Below are 18909 nucleotides of genomic sequence, written 5' to 3' on the forward strand. Positions count from 1 at the left end.
ATCCCAAGACGCTCGACTCCCAAGGATCGGCGCGTCGTGCGTTCGATCGGATTCGTCTTTGAGTCAAAGAAAAACACCCTCGGACCACACGACGCGAGTGACGGGGGAGTCGAGCGCCGCCGGATCACTCGATGGGCCACAAGAGATCAAAACGCTCGTCGCACCCAAACGCTGACGACCTACGGCCAGAGGATCAAAGAAGCTGGCGTCAGCCTTACGGCCCGGAGTCTCACGCCCCCCCCGCCCCACCGTGACCGCACGTCAACCATCGAAGCGGAAAGCAATTCGATTAAGTTCAACGTCGGCCGTCACCGGGCACGGCGAACGACATTGTGTTTTCAATTGACGCCGACTCCGTGCCTGCGTGTGCGGGCGGATGGTTCGCGCGTCCGGCCACGACGACGGCACGTGCCATCTTCGCTCTGTGCCAATGTACTCCATCGAAATCGCCATGGAAACTTTCACTCCCCTCGCTGGACCGATTTCATTGTGGAGTCGGGATGAAGCCTGGAAGGCTGGCACAATGCTTGCCGGTGGTGTCAGCCACCGGAATCGAAAGAACGGATTTGCTGAGGCCTGGAAGGCCGGCACAATGGGTCTCCCGGTCCACCCGAAGCCCGGGCATTGTGTCGGCCCGCTGGGCCTTGAGCATTCCTTTGAATCCACCCCCGGTGGCTGACGCCACCGGCAGACACTCTACCGGCCCTTCGGGCCTGAAAGCCGTCCTCGTACTCAGCACCGCGGTACTCGTACTCCAACTCGATTCGACGGGCGTCGGTTTGTCTTCTTCGACCGAGTCGACCGCGCACCTTTCGAACGATGACATCAAATGCGAATCCCAGGAGATCGAGGTTCGACGAAATCCGGTGGGCGTCCTTCGGGCCACGGTCAAACGACGGCGATTCAATTGCCACAAAAAACGCGAGAAGACACAAAAAAAGAAATGGCCGCTGTCGTCGGGCGTCGGCTAGCAGCGTGATCGGGACCAATCACCAAGGACCGAGAGATGAGTTTCGATTGTCAAAACGCGACGCCCGGTCCATCGGTGCATCGGATGGTTCGCTGGCTTTTCGAGGTAGCTGAAACAAGACGTTCACGTGCTTCGGAAACATCACGACAAAAGGGTATGCGAAAGTACAAAACAATGTGACGCCGAACAAGGCCACGAACCACGGCGATGGCGTCGGGTAGTCCGTTGCACCAATACGCCACGACACGTTGAAACGTCCAAATACCCAAAGCACTGGAATCAGAATCGCGGCAGCCATGTAAAGCGGCGAAACAATCAAGATACCATATCGAAAAAATCGGACGCGGAAATAGACGCCAGCGGCAACGGCGAGCCAATAAATCGGCTCAACGCTAAAGGTGTAGTCGCGCTGAACTACTGCGTGAACGACCAAAAACGTTGTGTGCAAACCGAATACGCCGACAAACCAACGCGTGCATGCAATGTCAGGTCGAAACGGGCTGAGTACAGAAAACCTCCGCGAGGCTTCAGAAATTGGCAGAACGGCTTCGTATGGATTTAGATTCACTTGTCCAGCGAACGTCTACCGCGCTACCGCGGCATGGCGAACGACATTGAGTTTTCAGTTGACGCCGACTCCGTGCCTGCGTGTGCGAGCGGATGGTTCTCGCATCCGGCCACGACGACAGTCCGAGCCATCGCCGCTGACGGCCAATGTACTCGATCGGAATCGCCGTGGGGAATTTCACTCCCCTTGCTGTACCGATTTCATTTTGGAGTCGGGATGAAGCCTGGAAGGCTGGCACAATGCTTGCCGGTGGTGTCAGCCACCGGAATCGAAAGAACGGATTTGCTGAGGCCTGGAAGGCCGGCACAATGGGTCTCCCGGTCCACCCGAAGCCCGGGCATTGTGTCTGCCCGCTGGGCCTTGAGCATTCCTTTGAATCCACCCCCGGTGGCTGACGCCACCGGCAGACACTCTACCGGCCCTCCGGGCCTGAAAGCCGTCCTCGTACTCAGCACCGCGGTACTCGTACTCCTACTCGATTCGACGGGCGTCGGTTTGTCTTCTTCGACCGAGTCGACCGCGCACCGATCGAACCGTGACATCAAATGCGAAACCCAGGAAACGGAGGTTCGACGAATTCCGGTGGGCCGAGTTCAGCCACAACGTCCAGCAGCGTGGGCGACCGGCATCGGTTTGTTTGCCATCCGTGTCGAGTAGGAGTACGAGTACCGGCTGACGCCTGAGTACGAGTACGACTTTTTCGCGAGACGGCACCGATCACCGAGGACCGGCAATGTGGTCTCCATTGTCAAAACGCAACGCCCGGTCCTTCGGTGAATCGGATGGTCCTGCCTTGCCCTGACTCCGATTGACGTAGTACTCGGCTTTGTCGTAGTTGTGTCCAATCTTCCAATATGCCCAAGCCAAATGTAACTTTACAGTCTGATCCTGTTCCTCGTCAAATGTTTGCTTCATCAGTGTGACCGTGTGGCGATCGTAAAGCGTGTTCCCCAGAATCAGTGCGACTGCCGCGCGTACGTCTGCATCGCTGTCACGTATCAATTGACGGACGCGGTTCACTCCTACAGCTTGAAAGTGCACACGCGAGGAAACGCTGTCCGTGTCCAAGTTTCCAGATCCCGAAACGGCCTGTAGGTACAAGGCCAGTAGCCGAGCAGCGGAGAGACGTGTTGCTAAATCCGTAGAGTCAAGTAACCCAATCGTTTGGTTCAGCGTCGCGATGTCGGGTTGGCGCAATGTTGGACTCCCCATTCCCTGTGACGAAACGACTTTGTTACCACTGAATGCCAATTTTCCAGAGAGTTCCGATTCGTATGTGTCCGTATCACCACCAAGGTAGCTCGCTGGGCTCCAGTACGAATGCTTCTCGACGTAGTAGCTAATCGGATGATTCTCGTCTTCAATTCTCGCTAGCAAGCGTTCACGGTCTACGATCCACGCTGCAGTGATAGATGCGGCGAGTATCAAGAGCAAAAGAGTAACAATGCGAAATCGGAAGAATCGACGCATCGGTTGGCCAACATCTTTGGCAGAACGGCGGTGGTCACCGCGTCGGCGCGATGGACCTGAACTCAAAAACAAACTCAACTCGCCGACTGCGGTGCACCACTTGGTTCACGCGTCCGGCCACGACGACAGCCCGAGCCATCGCCGCTCTTTGTCAATGTACTCGATCGGAATCGCCGCGGGAAATCCAGCACCCCAATCAGCGGTCGGCATTTCAGGCGTCGGTTTGTCTTGGATCGTACTCGTACTCAGCATTGCGGTACTCGTGCTCGTACTCGATCGACAGGCGTCGGTTTGCCTTCGCCGGCCGAGTCGACCGCACACCTATCGAACCGTGACAGGGTGCATTCCCATTTAGTTGACGCAAAAATCACGTTAATCGTCGGCCGAAAGGAGTTGTTGGTCAGTGGCTTCAACTTTGCAGCTCATTGGACGAGGCTCCCAGTGCCAACTGTCGCTTGCCTGGGTGCGACGGAATTCGGCCAGCTCGCCGATTGATTCATCCCAACGATTAGGAATCAGATGAGCGCGAACTTGAAGCATCTGCTCCGCGTTTTCGCTTTTCCAAAACATTGCATTGCTCTTTAGACGCAAATTGATCACGCGGCGAATGCTGCTTTCGATCGCCCCGCTACCACAAGGGATTCCGCTGCGACGATAGGCAGGGTAACTCAACCGACCCGCTTCACCATGTCGGCAAAGGTAATGGATTTCTGTTTCCAGTTCTGTGGCCGATTTTCCGACGCGTTCTAGGCCGGCGAGCTCATCAACCACTCGCCGCCATTGACCGTTTCGCAGCAGCGTTCGGTACTGACGATAAAGCCCCTGGCGGACGTCTGCGTCGAGCCCAAGCGAAGCAAGCGCTTTGGAAACGTGATGCACCGCATGGCAGCAGTCCAAGACCTGATGCGTGACGACGCTCGTGAGTCCCGCATATTGAATGATGCGATCAATACGATCCCAAATCCAGGGGGCGCCATCGGCGACGAACGTCACGCTATGTGCCTCCGCGGCTCCGAGCCGATGCAGATGCATCGCAACCAATTCGGCGATCGCGTCGGGCCCAGTCAGGGTGCCATCGATCGTCGCTTCATGCTCCTTCACCATCCGCCCCTGCTCGTCGTGAACAAAAATCGTCATCAGTTTAGGCTCCCGCCAGTCCGCTTCAAACGAGCGTGCAGGTTTCTTTGCCGAGCGTCCGGGCGAGTCAGCTTGCCCCTGAGCGACATCATCGCTTGACGCATTGGAAGTCGATGCAGGTAGCATTTTGCCGCGTATTTTCATTCTTCCGCCATCAATTTGCACCGACACTCGTTTCCCGGCCAATTCACCGGTGCTCGCCAACTTGCCCTGCCGAAACAGTTTGAGCCGATGCCGTCGTAGGCGCAATAAGCCGTCGCCAGATTGATAGGCGATCCGTTTGACCGCCTTGATATCAAGTGTGATACCATCGCGAACCAGTTCTCGGTGAGCCACTTCGATCGAAGGACACAATGCCACTTGGCGTGCCACGCGACTCTCCAGCGCGGGCGAGACGCCTTTGCCGAACCCGAATTGAGCAAGCGAAACATGCAAGCCGACGCGGGGCGAATCGTCTCGACCAAGCAACTTTTTCTTAGGGGCACAGTAGAGCGCTGTGGCCCAGAACAGCATGCCGCCGAGCAATCGAACGGCGACCCTAGTCTCGCGCCCTTTCTGAAGCGGTCTTGAGAAGTTGACCCGACTCGATTGGCATGCTTTTTCAAAACCTTTTTCGATCATGGTCGCGGAGATCAGCCCGGCGACGACCATGTCCGCACCGCGGGCAAAGGCATCATGGATGGTTCTTTCCAGCGTTGCGAGTTGCTCGGGATGATCTGAGATCCGTTGTTTCCAGAGCGTAACTTTGGGAACCAACTGAGCGTAAAAGAGCGCGAGCATTTCTTCAGCCGACTCAATCCGCTCACCATTCTCTTGCCCCATGTCTAGTCCTTGCATTGTCGTCGGCATCCTTGCTAGGCGAGTGGAAAATCATCCTTGAATCGCCCAAGATACCGTCAACACCGGATCCAGAAACAGCAGCCAAGCCCCCGACGGGTTGCTAGCAAAAACGTCAACTAAATGGGAATGCACCCCCGTGACATCAAATGCGAATCTCAGGAAACGGAGGTTCGATGACATCCGGTGGGCGTCCTCCGGGTCACGGTCCAACGACGGCGAATCAATTGCCACAAAAGAACGCGAGAAGACGCAAAAGAAGAAGTGGACGCTGTCGTCAGGCGTCGGTTAGCAGCGTGAACGGCAGCGGTAACGGGGCCGCCGCCAAAAAACTATGATTTCAAAACTCACGTCTTCGGCGGCTCCCGTTCACCGCATTGTTATTTGGCTTTCACGAATGACGTTGAATTGCGAGGGTTCGAATCCGCGCCTGACGGTGCAATTGCCGCCGCTGCGTGATGCAGGAATTGGTTTTCGGTTTCACGCCTGTCTGCGCCACACCGGATTGAAATCAGGGGGCGTTTGAGGCACATCTTCGAAAAGCCTTGGCTCGTCGATCTTCCACCAGTATTCTTTGTATTCAGTTGGCTGATGCGAATCGTAGATCTTCGTGACGCCGAGCAATTCAGTGAACGAATTGGCAGCGAAATCCCAGCCGTCACGTTCGCAGCAGCAGAGTTCCGTTTCGGGATTGTACCAGCATCGGTAGCCTTCGCGTTGGAGCAAGACCAGCGAGGTGTTTTCGGTATTGGAGTAGGCTGAAAGTGCTGGCACGGCCCTTTTGCCAAATAACGAAATGCGATCTATCCGGGTACGGAGTACACGGATAGATCGTGCGTTGAAGTTTGTCGGCACGACTTGGCCGATCTGGGGGACGCTATTAGAACAGCATGAGTTGCTGCATGCCAGTTTCTGCGGTCGTCTCGGTCATGGCGTCCAAGCCCGGGGACTCTCTTGCACTTTCAATGCCACTTTTCAGATACCACTCGTACCACTCCGAAAAACCTTCCCCCATCGCATCGTCCCAGAACCGAATATCATCAAGTTTTTGGCTCTCTCGGTACCAACCTGGGCTACACTCCGAATCGCGTCCCAAGATCACGCTCCAGGATCGCTTCGGATACTCGTGCGTCAGACGAACCGACTCGCTGCCACAGTGCTCACAGCATAGCTCCGGCTCGGTCTCCAACTCGGCCTCCGCTTCTTCCACCGCAGCCATCACGGCCATGCGAGCCTCCGCACCGTCGACTGCACTCAGGGAGGCAAGGCAGCGTTGCTGATACGCCACCGCTTTCGTGCTCGACCAACCTCCGAATTGACGCGTTTTGGTTAGCTGATTGGGCTGGATGTGCAAGCACCAGCGGCAAATGAACTCCGCTGTCGAAAGAGTCAACGGAACTTGAATCGACTCACCACCCGTCGTGTATCCTTCACGTGCCCAGAACGTTACCTCCTGGTCATCGGCCGCGATGATTCGATGGTCGCTGATCGGCCCACCGGTCAGATAACGCGTCAAGTAACGAACCACATGCTCTCCACTACTGCTTTCGGTCGGCGGGGGCTCGATGTAGCTGACCCATTGTTCGGCGACAATTGGTTCTCCGCTTTAGCGACAACTAGTATTCCCGATTACGAATCCGATTTTTATTGAGAGGCCTTTGCTGACCGTCCAGCTGACTTCGTTTTCTTGGCTGTTTCCACGCGATAGCTTGGCACGTTCAACTCGATGATCACGCTGTGGTGAACCAAGCGATCGATCGCCGCCGCCGTCGTCATCGCATCTTTGAAGATCTGGTCCCACTTGCTGAACGCCAAGTTGCTCGTCAACAGAACACTCCCTCTCTCGTAACGTTCCGCCAGCAGCGTGAACAGCACCTCCATCTCTTCTCGATTCTGCTGCACGTAACCCAGGTCGTCGATCATCAGGCCCTCGAAACGAGACAGTTGCTTGATGTACTTCTGCAGGCGAAGATCCCGCTTTGCGATCAGCAACTGTTGCACCAGCAAGCTGCACGTTGTCAGAAGCATGCTCCGGCCTTGCTGGACGAGTTGATTCGCCAAGGCACAAAGCGCGTGACTCTTCCCCGCACCGGGCTGACCGAAAATCAGTACGTTCTCCCGACGATCCAAGAACGATCCCTCCCGAAGACTCTCCAGTTGTCGTGTCACTGACAATGGCAAGCGATCGAAGTTGAACGTCTCCCATGTCTTGCCCAGCGGAAGACGTGAGTTGGTCATTAGACGCTTGATCCGACTCTCGTTGCGGGCCTGGCATTCCAGTTCCGCCAGTTCCGATAAGTATTGAACATGGCTGAGATCCTCCGCGGCTGCTCGGTCGGCCGTCGCTTGAAACTGGTCGCGAAACATCGGCAGACGCAAGCTGCGAAACTGCTCCTTCAGCCGCTCCTCGGTCCGTTCGTTGCTCGTCCTCGTGGGCGGGGTCTTGGGAGGCTGCCGTATCGACGATTCGGTCTTTTTCGATTGGGGCTTTCGTGTGGTTGATTGATTCATCGTTTGGACTCTCCTTGTCAAACGTGTCAAATAATTCGTCATAGTCTTTCAAGTTCGGTGCTTTGACATCGATGTCGGTCACCGGCTTGATCTCGATCGCTTCACTCACCATCAGCCGAACCTGATCGACATCGATGGATTGTCCCGATTGGATTTGAAGACGCAGTGCATTCTGCACCGCATCTTGGCTTTCTCGAGCCGCTAATTGCAGGATCTCAAGATACTTCCTCACCGCCACCTTCTCGCTGTGAGCGTCGCATAGCATGTCATAGGCGATTCGGAAGTGACTCGTCGGGAACATGTCCTGACGGTATTTGTAGTTTTCGAATGCTCCCGGTTTGCGAACCAATGAATCGATCACGTGCCGGTAGTTGATGGCCGATCCGCCGACGCCAGTAAGTCGTGGCATCCGTTGCACGTGGATGCCGTGATGCGTCACATCGATCCACTCGGCACCGATCCGCACATCGACTTTTTGACCGATCAATCGGCTAGGAACCGAATAGATGTTTTTCTTGACATTAATCGTGCTGCTACTGCCGACGATGATGCCTTGTTGGTTGTCATCGGTATCAAGCTTACTATCGGGAAGTGGTCGCAAATGCGAGCGTTCAATTTCAAATCGATTTAAGCGCGCATCATTAGCGCGAACGATCAGGGATCGAACGAAATGCATGTAGTCTTCACGACTGGCGAAGTCGCGACTACCGCGAAGTAGCAATGCTTGGTCGACTCGATTCTTGAGATGACCGTTGGATGACTCAACGTCGCCGTTTTCGTTCGCACAGCGAACGTTGATTCGCTCTGACTTGGTGCCATAGTGATCCATCAACGCTCCATAGCGAGCAGTGAGTTCTTTCTTTGAAGAGTGATTGTTGATCGCAGCGCTAAGGCTATCAGTGCGGTGACGCTCGGGCACTCCGCCGAATTCCCAAAACGCATTTTGAATCCCCTCGCTGAGCGCTTCGAAAGATTCGGAGAAACACAGAGAGACCGACTCGACGTTGGAATACGTCAGGACACAATGAAAGAGCATGTGTTCAAACGAAACGCCCGCGATGGTCACGTTCAGTGTGTTCATGACGGTGAAGTCACTCGCAGCAACCCGAGCCGGATGATGGACCTGCGGGAAGATCACTGCTTTGTCTGGACCTTCTGTACTGCGCCACAATCGGACTCGACGTTCGAAGGTTCGTCGAGTGGAGTCTGGGTAGACGCCTGGATAGCGGTCTTGCAGCCACTGGAAAAGGGTCTTGGCCTGCAGTCGCGGTTCGGCCTCAAGCCTGATCTGCACCTCGTTCCAGACATCGGCGAATGGATCGATGCGAGTCCGGTAATCTCGCGGCTTCTTCCGCTGAGAGGGGAGCCGATTGTCGTTTCGATAATGTCTTGCCGTTTTCTCATCCATCTCAGTCATCCTTGACGATGCGGCCAGTGACTTGCCAGATGCTAGCAAACGCCGCAGTTCTTTAACCTTTCCGTCCGTGACCATCGCAATCTCCGTGAAAACAAGGAGTTACGATGATGACCCGAATCGCAAAATCCGGGAATTGTAATTGTCGCTGACCGCACCGGCATCGTTGCCAAAGCCGGCCTCAAACCGGGATTTCTAATTGTCGCCAGCCGGGAAAACCAATCGCCGCTAGACACCCATTCCTTCGATTCAATCTGATCGATCATCGTGTCCCAGGCTTCATCACAGCGCAGGTACTCAACTGAGCCGTCAAGTTGAAGTTTGCCGTTCTTGCGAAGACGCTGCAGGTGAGCCACCGCGATTTTGCGAAACGACCGCCGGAGATTGATCGCATCGACAAGGTACTTGCGATCGTCGTCGTATCCTGCGGCCGCCGGAGCCTTTGATTCCGTCCAGCTCCCATCGACCAAGCTCGGTCCTGCACCGGGGACCAACGCGTGGACGTGCCAGTGAGCATCCAGCTTCTGGTTCCAGGTGTGAAGGACCATCAAGGCGGCCAGTTCGTATTGCTGTTCGGTTTCGACTGTCTTCTTGAGAGCTTTCCAAGCCGAGTGAAACAGCAACTCGGCGATCTCTTCGCGGTTCGCCAACGCCATCGTCGAGATCACGTCCGGCAACGTGAAGACGACTTGGTAGTAGTCCACACCGTCAAGGATCAGCTTCGAAGCACGATCCGAAAACGTCTGTCGTTTTCCTCCGCTGCATTGCGGGCAGTGACGATCACCACACGAGTTGTGTCGTTTCGTAAGCCGATCACAATCATCACACTGGTACCAACGACCACCAAGTGCAGACGTACGACACAGAGTCGTTTTGGCCAAGACACTTTGGACCGTCATCGTCGCTGCACCGTCGCGGTGCTCGTTGACGTAACGTTCGGCACCGCGACGAAGGAGTTGGTGGACGGTTAGCTTTTCTTGTCTGAATCGTCCTGTTCGCCGTTCTCCTGCGGCGGCGTGTACGTCGGAAGTTGCTTGACCGGCAACCAGTCCAGTGGGCTCGGGACACTGTGCAGGTGCTCCCGGCGGCAATGCAGATAAACCATCGTCGTGATGAAGCTGGCGTGGCCGAGCAGCTTGCTGATCGTCAACAAGTCCACCCCGGCTTCGAGAAGTCCTGTCGCGTAGGAGTGCCTCAGGACATGCGGATAAATCCTGCGTTTGATCCCCGCTTTCACTCCGGCGTCCTTCATCGCTTTGCGAATCGTGGTGTCGGCGTAGGGCTTCCCCGGTTTCTTGCCTGGAAACAGGAAGTCGGTCGGCTTGTACTTGAGCCAGTAGAGCCTGAGCTCTTTCAAGAGTCTCGGTGAGAGTGGCACCAACCGTTCCTTGTTGCCCTTGCCGTTGGCGACTCGGATCATCATCCGCTTGGAGTCGATGTCGTGGATCCTCAAGTTGGCCGCTTCGGAGAATCGAAGCCCTGCGGAGTAGAGCGTCATCAGAAAGGTTCGGTGTTTCAGATTGGCCGTGCATTGAATCAGCTGGTCGACTTCTTGTCGGCCGAGCACGGTAGGCAGCTTCTTGGGCCGTTTGCCGAAGGGCACCATCGTGACCGGCCAGGGCATGGGCTGGGTGTGGCGATAGTAAAACCGTAAAGCACAAACGGCTTGGTTGAACGAACCGTAGGCAAGCTTTCGTTCTTGGATCAAATGGAGCTGGAAGGTTCTAACGTCTTCGCAGGTTGCCTGGCCGAGCGGTTTTTCGATAAAGTCGGCGAATTTGCGAACGTGGTAGGTATAGGCGTCGATGGTTGCTTCGGCCATGTTGCGGATCAACATGTCTTCGGCAAGTCGCTTGGTGAGCTTGCAAGTTCGTTTTTTGTGTGACATCACGGTTGCTTGTCCTTGTTGTGAAACAGAGTTCAAAAGAAGTTCGTGCCGCAGCGTGCGGGGAACACAACAAGGGTGCGTCAACGAGCAAAAAGCGCAAGTTAAAACGTCAGGCAAAGCACCAAGAAAGAGACAGTAAGAACGCCTAGCGCGCACAACTGGCTAACCGAAAAAGCGCCTACAGGCGCGCCGAAAGACAGACACGTTGTGACCCTCACACACTCACCGCACCGACAAAAGAAAACAGTCGCGCCAATGAAGTCGCTGCCGATTAAGTTCAACGTTACGAATCACCGAGTCGCCGGAAATAGTCTTAACACAGAGCAACCTCAACTCGGCGACTTCAGTGCATTCGATTGTTCGTCGCACTCCAAATCACTCCATCGCCAAGTATCTAGCGATTGGAATACCAGCTGATCGCAACGTTTCATCAAAAACCTTCTGCGGATCACTTGAAGTTTGTTCGAGAATCACTGGGAGTGTGGATATCGAAGGACCGGTCGACCAAATCTTCATTTGGCCGCATTCAAAGCAAACTAGACACTCAACTGAGTTTTCATCTTGAATCGCCCGAATTGCATGACGCGGGAAAAAACACTTCTTCATTCTCCCGTCGCCATTATGAATTCCGTTTCGCAGCGAGGAAAGAATGGCATTCCGGCGCTCCACATCCAAGATTTCCACCTTGCCCAAAATAGCGAAACCATGGAAACGCTCTGTGCCCCCATCCGAATCGCCGGGTGCCGCGTCGCGATAATCGATTGAGTATACGGTCAACGCGTCAGGGGCCAGAAAATCTACTAGTGGATCACTCCAACGTCCGAGCAACACTGCGCAAATTACTGCCACGCCACAGAGGCTCAGCACGGCAATTTGGAAACATTTTGAGTTCATAGTGTCTCAGTACGACGAACGAAATGCGATCTATCCGGGCACGGGACGTGCAGGGATAGATCGTGCGTTGAAGTTTGTCGGCTCGACTTGGCCGGGTTCAGGTAGACCGCTATTAGAATAGCTGCAGTTGCCGCGTGCCAGCTTTGGCGTTTGATTCGGGTGCGGTTTCGGGGGCCGTCCGCTCCCTTGCACTTTCAATGCCACTTTTCAGATACCACGCGTACCATTCCGAAAAGCCCTCACCCATTGCCCCGTCCCAAAAGCGAATGTCATCTTTTTCTTGACTCTCGCGGTACCAAAGTGGGCTATCTTTCGAGTCCCGCCGGAAGATTTCGCTCCACGGTCGCTTCTCATACTCGTGCGTCAGACGAAGCGATTCGCTGCCACAGTGCTCACAGCACAACGTCGATTCGGGCTCGGCCTCGACCGAGTCGACTTCATCAGAGAGCAAGTCGAGAGTCCCCGCCTGCGATCGGTCGGCATCGGTGAGTGACGCTCGGCACTTCGCGAGATATTCTTCAGCTTTTGTATTCGACCAGCCTCCAAACTGACGTGTTTTGGTCAACTCTTTTGGCAGAATGTGCAGGCACCAGCGACGGATGAACTCCGATGTCGAGAGAGTGAACGGAACTTGAAGCGATTCACCACCGGTGGTGCGGCCTTCGCGGGCCCAAAATGTGACCTCGTGGTCGTCCGCGGCGATGATGCGGTAGTCACTGATCGGCCCACCGGTCAGATAACGCGTTAAGTAACGAACCACGTGCTCGCCGCGACTGCTTTCGGTCGGAGGGGGTTCGATGTAGCTGACCCATTCCTTTGATTCGAGCTGATCGATCATCTCCTCCCAGGCTTCGTCACCTTGCAGATACGCCAGCGAGCCGTCGAGTTTCAATTTGTCGTTCTTACGAAGACGCTGTAGGTGAGCCACCGCGATCTTCCGAAACGATCTTCGAAGATTGATCGCATCGACGAGGTACTGGCGGTCATCTTCATAGCCGTCGACTTGCGGCGCCCTGGCTTTAATCCAACCTCCATCGCTTAAACTGGGCCCCGCCCCAGGAACCAATGCGTGAACATGCCAATGAGCATCCAGCTTCTGGTTCCAGGTGTGAAGCACCATCAGCGCAGCGAGCTCATATTGCTGTTCTGTTTCAACCGTCTTTTTGAGAGACTTCCAAGCAGAGTGGAACAGCAACTCCGCGATCTCTTGACGATTCGCCAGTGCCATCGTCGAGACCACCTCCGGCAACGTGAAGACGACTTGGTAGTAGTTCACACCGTCGAGGATCAGTTTCGAAGCTCTATCGGAGAAGTTCTGGCGTTTTCCGCCACTACATTGCGGACAGTGCCGATCGCCACAGGAGTTGTGTCGTTTCGTCAGGCGATCACAATCATCACACTGATACCAACGACCACCGAGTGCCGAAGTACGGCAGAGGCTGGTCTTGGCCAACACGCTTTGGACCGTCATGCTGGCTCCCCCGTCGCGGTGCTCGTTGACGTAACGTTCAGCACCGCGACGAATGAGTTGATGGACGGTTAGCTTTTCTTGCCTGAATCGTCCTGTTCGCCGTTCTCCGTCGGCGGCGTGTAAGTCGGAAGTTGCTTGACCGGCAACCAGTCCAGTGGACTCGGGGCACTGTGCAGGTGCTCCCGGCGGCAATGCAGATAGACCATCGTCGTGATGAAGCTCGCGTGACCAAGGAGCTTGCTGATCGTCAACAGGTCCACGCCAGCTTCCAGCAGTCCCGTCGCGTAGGAGTGTCTCAGGACATGAGGATAAATCCTGCGTTTGATCCCCGCCTTCTCCCCTGCATCCTTCATCGCTTTGCGAATCGTGGTGTCGGCGTAGGGTTTTCCCGGAATCTTTCCCGGGAACAACAAGTCGGTCGGCTTGTACTTGAGCCAGTAGATCCTGAGCTCTTTCAAGAGCCTCGGTGAGAGAGGGATCAAGCGTTCCTTTTTGCCCTTCCCATTGGCGACTCGAATCATCATCCGTTTGGAGTCGATGTCGTGGATCCTCAAGTTGGCCGCTTCGGCGAACCGCAGCCCTCCGGAGTAGAGCGTCATCAGAAAGGTTCGGTGTTTCAGATTGGCCGTGCATTGAATCAGCTGGTCGACTTCTTGTCGGCCGAGCACGGTAGGCAGCTTCTTGGGCCGTTTGCCGAAGGGAACCATCGTGACCGGCCAGGGCATGGGCTGGGTGTAGCGATAGTAAAACCGTAAAGCACAAACGGCCTGGTTGAACGATCCGTATGCAAGCTTTCGTTCTCGGATCAGATGGAGCTGGAAGGTTCTAACGTCTTCGACGGTTGCCTGGTCGAGCGGTTTTTGGATAAAGTCGGCAAACTTTCGCACGTGATAGGTGTAGGCGTCGATGGTGGCTTCGGCCATGTTGCGGATCATCATGTCTTCGGCGAGCCGCTTGGTGAGTTTGCAGGTTCGTTTTTTGTGTGACATCACGGTTGCTTGTCCTTGTTGTGAAACAGAGTTCAAAAGAAGTTCGCGCCGCAGCGTGCGGGGAACACAACAAGGGTGCGTCAACGAGCAAAAAGCGCAAGTTAAAACGCCAGGCAAGGCTTAAAGAAAGAGACAGAAAGAACGCCTAGCGCGCACAACTGGCTAACCGCAAAAGCGCCTACAGGCGCGCCGAAAGACAGACACGTTGTGACCCTCACACACTCACCGCACTGACAAGAGAAAACGGTCACGCCAATGAAGTCGCTGCCGATTAAGTTCAACGATCGGGATCACCGGGGCCGAGCGGACGGGCAACCACTACCCAAGAGCCACTCGAGGCCTCCGTGTGCATCCAATGGTTCGTCGATTGTACGGCATCGGAGCAAGCTATGAGGCGTCGTACTTACCGCTCAGCGTGGCGCTATATTTGCTCCCACCCAAGTAACTTCGACACATCGATTGTCGCGCACGATGACTGCATAGATGCTGGTATCGACACCCGCTTTATAATCAAACAGATGGAATTCGCAGTCGGCTAGCGCGGACGGTGCTTCACCAATCATTTCTCCCACAATCTTTGACAAGAACTTAAATTCCGGGTCAGCACCGGTGACGATGTCGTCTACGAGTATTCTGTAATGAGGATACTCGTCTAGCGACACGCCTGGTGCGAGTGCATCCAAGAGCGCAGCTTCCAACTTGTCTTCGAGACGTTCGCGTTTGACGGCTTTTTCTTCGTACTCGCGGATTTGCATGCGAAACCGCTTTTGACTCACGAAGAGTGCGAGCAAAAGTGCAACGACAAGCACTGTGGCAAGGATTTGGAAGAGAGAATATCGCATGCTTGCGTTGTCTATGAATCGTGCACGCAATGCCTTTGGCGACGAACATCAGCGATCACCTCGCACGCAGACCTCTACGATTGAGTTGGCGTGAGCGTGATGATCGAAACGGGGTGAAAGCTTGTGTCTCGCGGCAACGAGTGTGCTGGGGTGCATCGCCGGGTTCGTGGCGTCGGTCGGCACGCCGGTTTGGAACGATCGTCGCGGCTTGCCAATGTACTCGATTCGAATTGCCAAGGGAAATTCCGGCGTCCCAATCTGCAGCCGGCATGTCAGGCGTCGGTCGTCAGCGTTGAAATCGTCAGGCGTCGGTTTGTCTTCGCCAGCCGAGTCGACCGCGCACCCATCAAACCATGGCATCAAAAGCGAATCCCAGGAAACGGAGGTTCGACGACATCAGGTGGGCCAACCTCAAGCGCACCAATCAGCAGCATGGACGACAGGCGCTGGACCATCGCAGCCACGTCTACCGCCACGAACGGCGGTGGTCACCGCGTCGGCGCGATGGACCTAAACTCAAAAACAAACTCAACTCGCCGACTGCGGTGCACCACATAGTTCACGCGTCCGGCCACGACGACAGCCCGAGCCATTGCCGCTGTTTGCCAATGTACTCGATCGGAATCGCCGTGGGAAATCCAGTGTCCCAATCTGCGGTCGGCACTTCAGGCGTCGGCTTGTCTTGGATCGTACTCGTACTCAGCATTGCGGTACTCGTGCTCGTACTCAATCGACAGGCGTCGGTTTGCCTTCGCCGGCCGAGTCGACCGCGCACCTATCGAACCGTGACATCAAATGCGAAACCCAGGAAACGGAGGTTCGATGACATCCGGTGGGCGACCTTCGAGTCACGATCAAACGACAGCAAATCAATTGCCACAAAAGAACGCGAGAAGACGCAAAAGAAGAAGTGGCCGCTGTCGTCAGGCGTGGGTTACCAGCGTGAACGGCGGTGGTCACCGCGTCGGCGCGAATGACCTGATCTGAAAAACAAACTCAACTCGCCGACTGCGGTGCACCACTTAGTTCACGCGGTCGGCCACGACAACGGCCTGTGCCATCGCCGCTCGCTGCCAATGTACTCGATCGGAATCGCGAAGGGAAATTCAGCTTCACAATCAGCGGTCGGCACTTCAGGCGTCGGTTGTCAGCGTTGGCATCGACAGGCGACGGTTTGTCTTCGTCAGCCGAGTCGACCGCGCACCTATCGAACCATGACATCAAATGCGAATCCCAGGAAACGGAAGTTCGATGACATCCGGTGGGCGACCTTCGGGTCACGATCAAACGACAGCAAATCAATTGCCGCAAAAGAACGCGAGAAGACGCAAAAGAAGAAGTGGGCGCTGTCGTCAGGCGCCGGTTAGCAGCGTGAACGGCGGTGGTCACCGCGTCGGCGCGATGGACCTAAACTCAAAAACAAACTCTACTCGCCGACTGCGGTGCACCACATAGTTCACGCGTCCGGCCACGACGACAGCCCGAGCCATTGCCGCTCTTTGTCAATGTACTCGATCGGAATCGCCGTGGGAAATCCAGTGTCCCAATCTGCGGTCGGCACTTCAGACGTCGGTTTGTCTTGGATCGTACTCGTACTCAGCATTGCGGTACTCGTACTCGTACTCGATCGACAGGCGTCGGTTTGCCTTCGCCGGCCGAGTCGACCGCGCACCTAACGAACCGTGACATCAAATGCGAAACCCAGTAAACGGAGGTTCGATGACATCCGGTGGGCGACCTTCGAGTCACGATCAAACGACAGCAAATCAATTGCCACAAGAGAACTCGAGAAGACGCAAAAGAAGAAGTGGGCGCTGTCGTCAGGCGTGGGTTACCAGCGTGAACGGCGGTGGTCACCGCGTCGGCGCGATCGACCTGAACTCAAAAACAAACTCAACTCGCCGACTGCGGTGCACCACTTAGTTCACGCGTCCGGCCACGACGACAGCCCGAGCCATCGCCGCTGTTTGCCAATGTACTCGATCGGAATCGTCGTGGGAAATCGAGCGTCCCAATCTGTGGTCGGCACTTCAGGCGTCGGTTGTCGGCGTTGCAATCAACAGGCGTCGGTTTGTCTTCTTCGGCCGAGTCGACCGCGCACCGATCGAACGATGACATCAAATGCGAATCCCAGGAAATTGAGGTCCGATGAATTCAGGTGGGCCGAGTTCAGCCACAACGTTCTGCAGCGTGGGCGACCGGCATCGGTTTGTTTGCCGTCCGGTCGAGTAGGAGTACGAGTACCGGCTGACGCCTGAGTACGAGTACGATTTGGGAGCGTGAACGGCGGTGGTCACCGCGTCGGCGCGATCGACCTGAACTCAAAAACAAACTCAATTCGCCGACTGCGGTGCACCACTTAGTTCACGCGGTCGGCCATGGCGATAGCCCGAGCCATCGCCGCTGCTTGCCAATTTACTCGATCGGAATCGCCGTGGGAAATCCAGTGTCCCAATCTGCGGTCGGCACTTCAGACGTCGGTTTGTCTTGGATCGTACTCGTACTCAGCATTGCGGTACTCGTGCTCGTACTCGATCGACAGGCGTCGGTTTGCCTTCGCCGGCCGAGTCGACCGCGCACCTATCGAACTGTGACATCAAATGCGAAACCCAGTAAACGGAGGTTCGATGACATCCGGTGGGCGACCTTCGAGTCACGATCAAACGACGGCGAATCAATTGCCACAAAAGAACGCGAGAAGACGCGAAAGCAGAAGTGGGCGCTGTCGTCAGGCGTCGGTTAGCAGCGTGAACGGCGGTGGTCACCGCGTCGGCGCGATGGACCTGATCTCAAGAACAAACTCAACTCGCCGACTGCGGTGCACCACCTGGTTCGCGCGGCCGGCCACGACGACGGCACGCGCCATCGTCGTTGACGGCCAATGTACTCGATCGGAATCGCCGCGGGAAATCGAGTGTCCCGATCAGCGGTCGGCACTTCAGGCGTCGGATTGTCTTGTATCGTACTCGTACTCAACATCGCGGTACTCGCACTCTTTCTCGAATCGACAGGCGTCGGTTTGTCTTAGATCGTGCTCGTACTCAGCACCGCGGTGCTCGTGCTCGATCGACAGGCGTCGGTTTGTCTTCGTCGGCTGAGTCGACCGCGCACCTATCGAACGATGACATCAAATGCGAATCCCAGGAAACGGAGGTCAGATGAAATCAGATGGGCGTCCTTTGAGCGCACCAATCGCGGACGGGATGTCAGGCGTCGAACCATGCTCGAAACAGCGGAAACGAGATTGTCCACGAATAGCTCGAATCACACGAATCAGTTTCCGTGGGAAGTCAGGCGTCGGTTAGTAGCGCGAACCATTAATTATTGCTGGTCCGACCGGGGTGAATAGGACAAAGTCCTCGGTTGGACCGCGGAATATCTCCCGCCACCCGATGGTAGGGCATGGCGGCGGGGCGGTCAAGATTGGGCCTCTGGTTTCGCGGGATGGAGTCAGCTGCGCCAGGCCTTGGCGACGGAAGCGGCCATGATTTGGAGGGAGTCGTGGCCCACAAATGGGTTGTCAAAAAAGGGGACCGGTCGGCGAGTGATTTTTTGACCATCCCATTTTTTGACCACGGATGTCTTGCCCGCTCCGACACCGCCGATGCTCGGCCGGATTGACCTTGTGCTGGAGCCGCGTTTCTTCATCGTCTCGACCAAAACGCTTGTTCGGGCACGGTGTTCGACTACGTCGGTGGGAATCCGGCCAGGGATGGCAGAATGATTCGGGGCAGAATGATGAAATGCCCATCGGCCGGCGCCACACGGGGGGGCTCGTCAGAATTCAACGGAATCGAAGCCGGCAAAACGCACCAACGAATTCGCAGACGCATTGCAAAGGTTGGCACAGTCTGGACGCTGCCAGGGCGAATCCAAAATCCCAACCCAAATAAACTCGCTTGAAGCGGCACGAAGCTA

17 protein-coding genes and 1 pseudogene are annotated in these 18909 nt (G+C 55.7%); all 18 read right to left on the reverse strand.

Annotated features, from left to right (window positions below; translation table 11 throughout):
* Positions 1-989: 989 nt before the first annotated feature.
* Positions 990-1538: a hypothetical protein gene (locus Enr13x_RS25295; RefSeq protein ID WP_145389588.1), complete on the reverse strand. Its 549-nt coding sequence runs from the start codon at positions 1536-1538 to the stop codon at positions 990-992.
* Between the two features lie 717 nt (positions 1539-2255).
* Positions 2256-3008, reverse strand: a complete 753-nt coding sequence (locus tag Enr13x_RS25300; RefSeq protein WP_145389589.1) for a HEAT repeat domain-containing protein — start codon at positions 3006-3008, stop codon at positions 2256-2258.
* Between the two features lie 105 nt (positions 3009-3113).
* Positions 3114-3260, reverse strand: a complete 147-nt coding sequence (locus Enr13x_RS38230; protein ID WP_197455344.1) for a hypothetical protein — start codon at positions 3258-3260, stop codon at positions 3114-3116.
* 120 nt (positions 3261-3380) lie between these two features.
* Positions 3381-4967, reverse strand: a complete 1587-nt coding sequence (locus tag Enr13x_RS25305; protein WP_145385934.1) for a hypothetical protein — start codon at positions 4965-4967, stop codon at positions 3381-3383.
* Positions 4968-5462: 495 nt separating this feature from the next.
* Complete coding sequence (locus Enr13x_RS25310; protein ID WP_197455345.1) at positions 5463-5837, reverse strand: hypothetical protein; 375 nt, start codon at positions 5835-5837, stop codon at positions 5463-5465.
* A gap of 25 nt (positions 5838-5862) precedes the next feature.
* Entirely contained in the window at positions 5863-6576 is a 714-nt protein-coding gene (locus Enr13x_RS25315) for a transposase (protein ID WP_145389590.1), read from the reverse strand.
* A 50-nt stretch (positions 6577-6626) separates the two neighbouring features.
* Positions 6627-7535, reverse strand: a complete 909-nt coding sequence (gene istB, locus Enr13x_RS39900; protein ID WP_390621100.1) for an IS21-like element helper ATPase IstB — start codon at positions 7533-7535, stop codon at positions 6627-6629.
* A gap of 355 nt (positions 7536-7890) precedes the next feature.
* Positions 7891-8985: pseudogene (istA, locus tag Enr13x_RS39905) on the reverse strand (IS21 family transposase); the annotation flags it as partial.
* Positions 8943-9956: an IS91 family transposase gene (locus Enr13x_RS25325; protein WP_261344209.1), complete on the reverse strand. Its 1014-nt coding sequence runs from the start codon at positions 9954-9956 to the stop codon at positions 8943-8945. The pseudogene istA and the gene Enr13x_RS25325, both read right to left, overlap by 43 nt.
* Positions 9875-10795, reverse strand: coding sequence for a tyrosine-type recombinase/integrase (locus tag Enr13x_RS39100; protein WP_231743776.1), 921 nt, complete (start codon positions 10793-10795; stop codon positions 9875-9877). The genes Enr13x_RS25325 and Enr13x_RS39100 overlap by 82 nt, the downstream gene beginning before the upstream one ends.
* A 375-nt stretch (positions 10796-11170) precedes the next feature.
* Entirely contained in the window at positions 11171-11689 is a 519-nt protein-coding gene (locus Enr13x_RS25335) for a hypothetical protein (protein ID WP_145389592.1), read from the reverse strand.
* 112 nt (positions 11690-11801) lie between these two features.
* Positions 11802-13310: an IS91 family transposase gene (locus Enr13x_RS25340; protein ID WP_261344210.1), complete on the reverse strand. Its 1509-nt coding sequence runs from the start codon at positions 13308-13310 to the stop codon at positions 11802-11804.
* On the reverse strand, positions 13229-14149 hold the full coding sequence (locus tag Enr13x_RS39105; RefSeq protein ID WP_231743777.1) for a tyrosine-type recombinase/integrase: 921 nt from the start codon (positions 14147-14149) through the stop codon (positions 13229-13231). The genes Enr13x_RS25340 and Enr13x_RS39105 overlap by 82 nt, the downstream gene beginning before the upstream one ends.
* Before the next feature lie 410 nt (positions 14150-14559).
* Positions 14560-14991 (reverse strand): hypothetical protein, encoded by a 432-nt coding sequence (locus tag Enr13x_RS25350; RefSeq protein WP_145389594.1) that lies wholly within the window; start codon positions 14989-14991, stop codon positions 14560-14562.
* 48 nt (positions 14992-15039) lie between these two features.
* Complete coding sequence (locus Enr13x_RS25355; RefSeq protein WP_145389595.1) at positions 15040-15351, reverse strand: hypothetical protein; 312 nt, start codon at positions 15349-15351, stop codon at positions 15040-15042.
* 199 nt (positions 15352-15550) lie between these two features.
* Positions 15551-15697, reverse strand: coding sequence for a hypothetical protein (locus Enr13x_RS38235; RefSeq protein WP_197455348.1), 147 nt, complete (start codon positions 15695-15697; stop codon positions 15551-15553).
* 750 nt (positions 15698-16447) lie between these two features.
* Positions 16448-16594 (reverse strand): hypothetical protein, encoded by a 147-nt coding sequence (locus tag Enr13x_RS38240; RefSeq protein WP_197455349.1) that lies wholly within the window; start codon positions 16592-16594, stop codon positions 16448-16450.
* A gap of 1847 nt (positions 16595-18441) precedes the next feature.
* Positions 18442-18639: a hypothetical protein gene (locus Enr13x_RS38245; protein ID WP_197455350.1), complete on the reverse strand. Its 198-nt coding sequence runs from the start codon at positions 18637-18639 to the stop codon at positions 18442-18444.
* Positions 18640-18909 lie beyond the last annotated feature (270 nt).

Source organism: Stieleria neptunia, assembly GCF_007754155.1.
In the GTDB taxonomy this organism is placed as follows: Bacteria; Planctomycetota; Planctomycetia; order Pirellulales; family Pirellulaceae; genus Stieleria; species Stieleria neptunia.

Coding starts and splice junctions, on each gene's coding strand:
- Enr13x_RS25300 (WP_145389589.1), bottom strand. CDS start 3,008: ATGCGTCGATTCTTCCGATTTCGCATTGTTACTCTTTTGCTCTTGATA.
- Enr13x_RS25305 (WP_145385934.1), bottom strand. CDS start 4,967: ATGGGGCAAGAGAATGGTGAGCGGATTGAGTCGGCTGAAGAAATGCTC.
- Enr13x_RS39105 (WP_231743777.1), bottom strand. CDS start 14,149: ATGTCACACAAAAAACGAACCTGCAAACTCACCAAGCGGCTCGCCGAA.
- Enr13x_RS38245 (WP_197455350.1), bottom strand. CDS start 18,639: ATGAAGAAACGCGGCTCCAGCACAAGGTCAATCCGGCCGAGCATCGGC.
- Enr13x_RS25350 (WP_145389594.1), bottom strand. CDS start 14,991: ATGCGATATTCTCTCTTCCAAATCCTTGCCACAGTGCTTGTCGTTGCA.
- istB (WP_390621100.1), bottom strand. CDS start 7,535: ATGACGAATTATTTGACACGTTTGACAAGGAGAGTCCAAACGATGAAT.
- Enr13x_RS39100 (WP_231743776.1), bottom strand. CDS start 10,795: ATGTCACACAAAAAACGAACTTGCAAGCTCACCAAGCGACTTGCCGAA.
- Enr13x_RS38235 (WP_197455348.1), bottom strand. CDS start 15,697: ATGCTGAGTACGAGTACGATCCAAGACAAGCCGACGCCTGAAGTGCCG.
- Enr13x_RS38240 (WP_197455349.1), bottom strand. CDS start 16,594: ATGCTGAGTACGAGTACGATCCAAGACAAACCGACGTCTGAAGTGCCG.
- Enr13x_RS25335 (WP_145389592.1), bottom strand. CDS start 11,689: ATGAACTCAAAATGTTTCCAAATTGCCGTGCTGAGCCTCTGTGGCGTG.
- Enr13x_RS38230 (WP_197455344.1), bottom strand. CDS start 3,260: ATGCTGAGTACGAGTACGATCCAAGACAAACCGACGCCTGAAATGCCG.
- Enr13x_RS25355 (WP_145389595.1), bottom strand. CDS start 15,351: ATGCCATGGTTTGATGGGTGCGCGGTCGACTCGGCTGGCGAAGACAAA.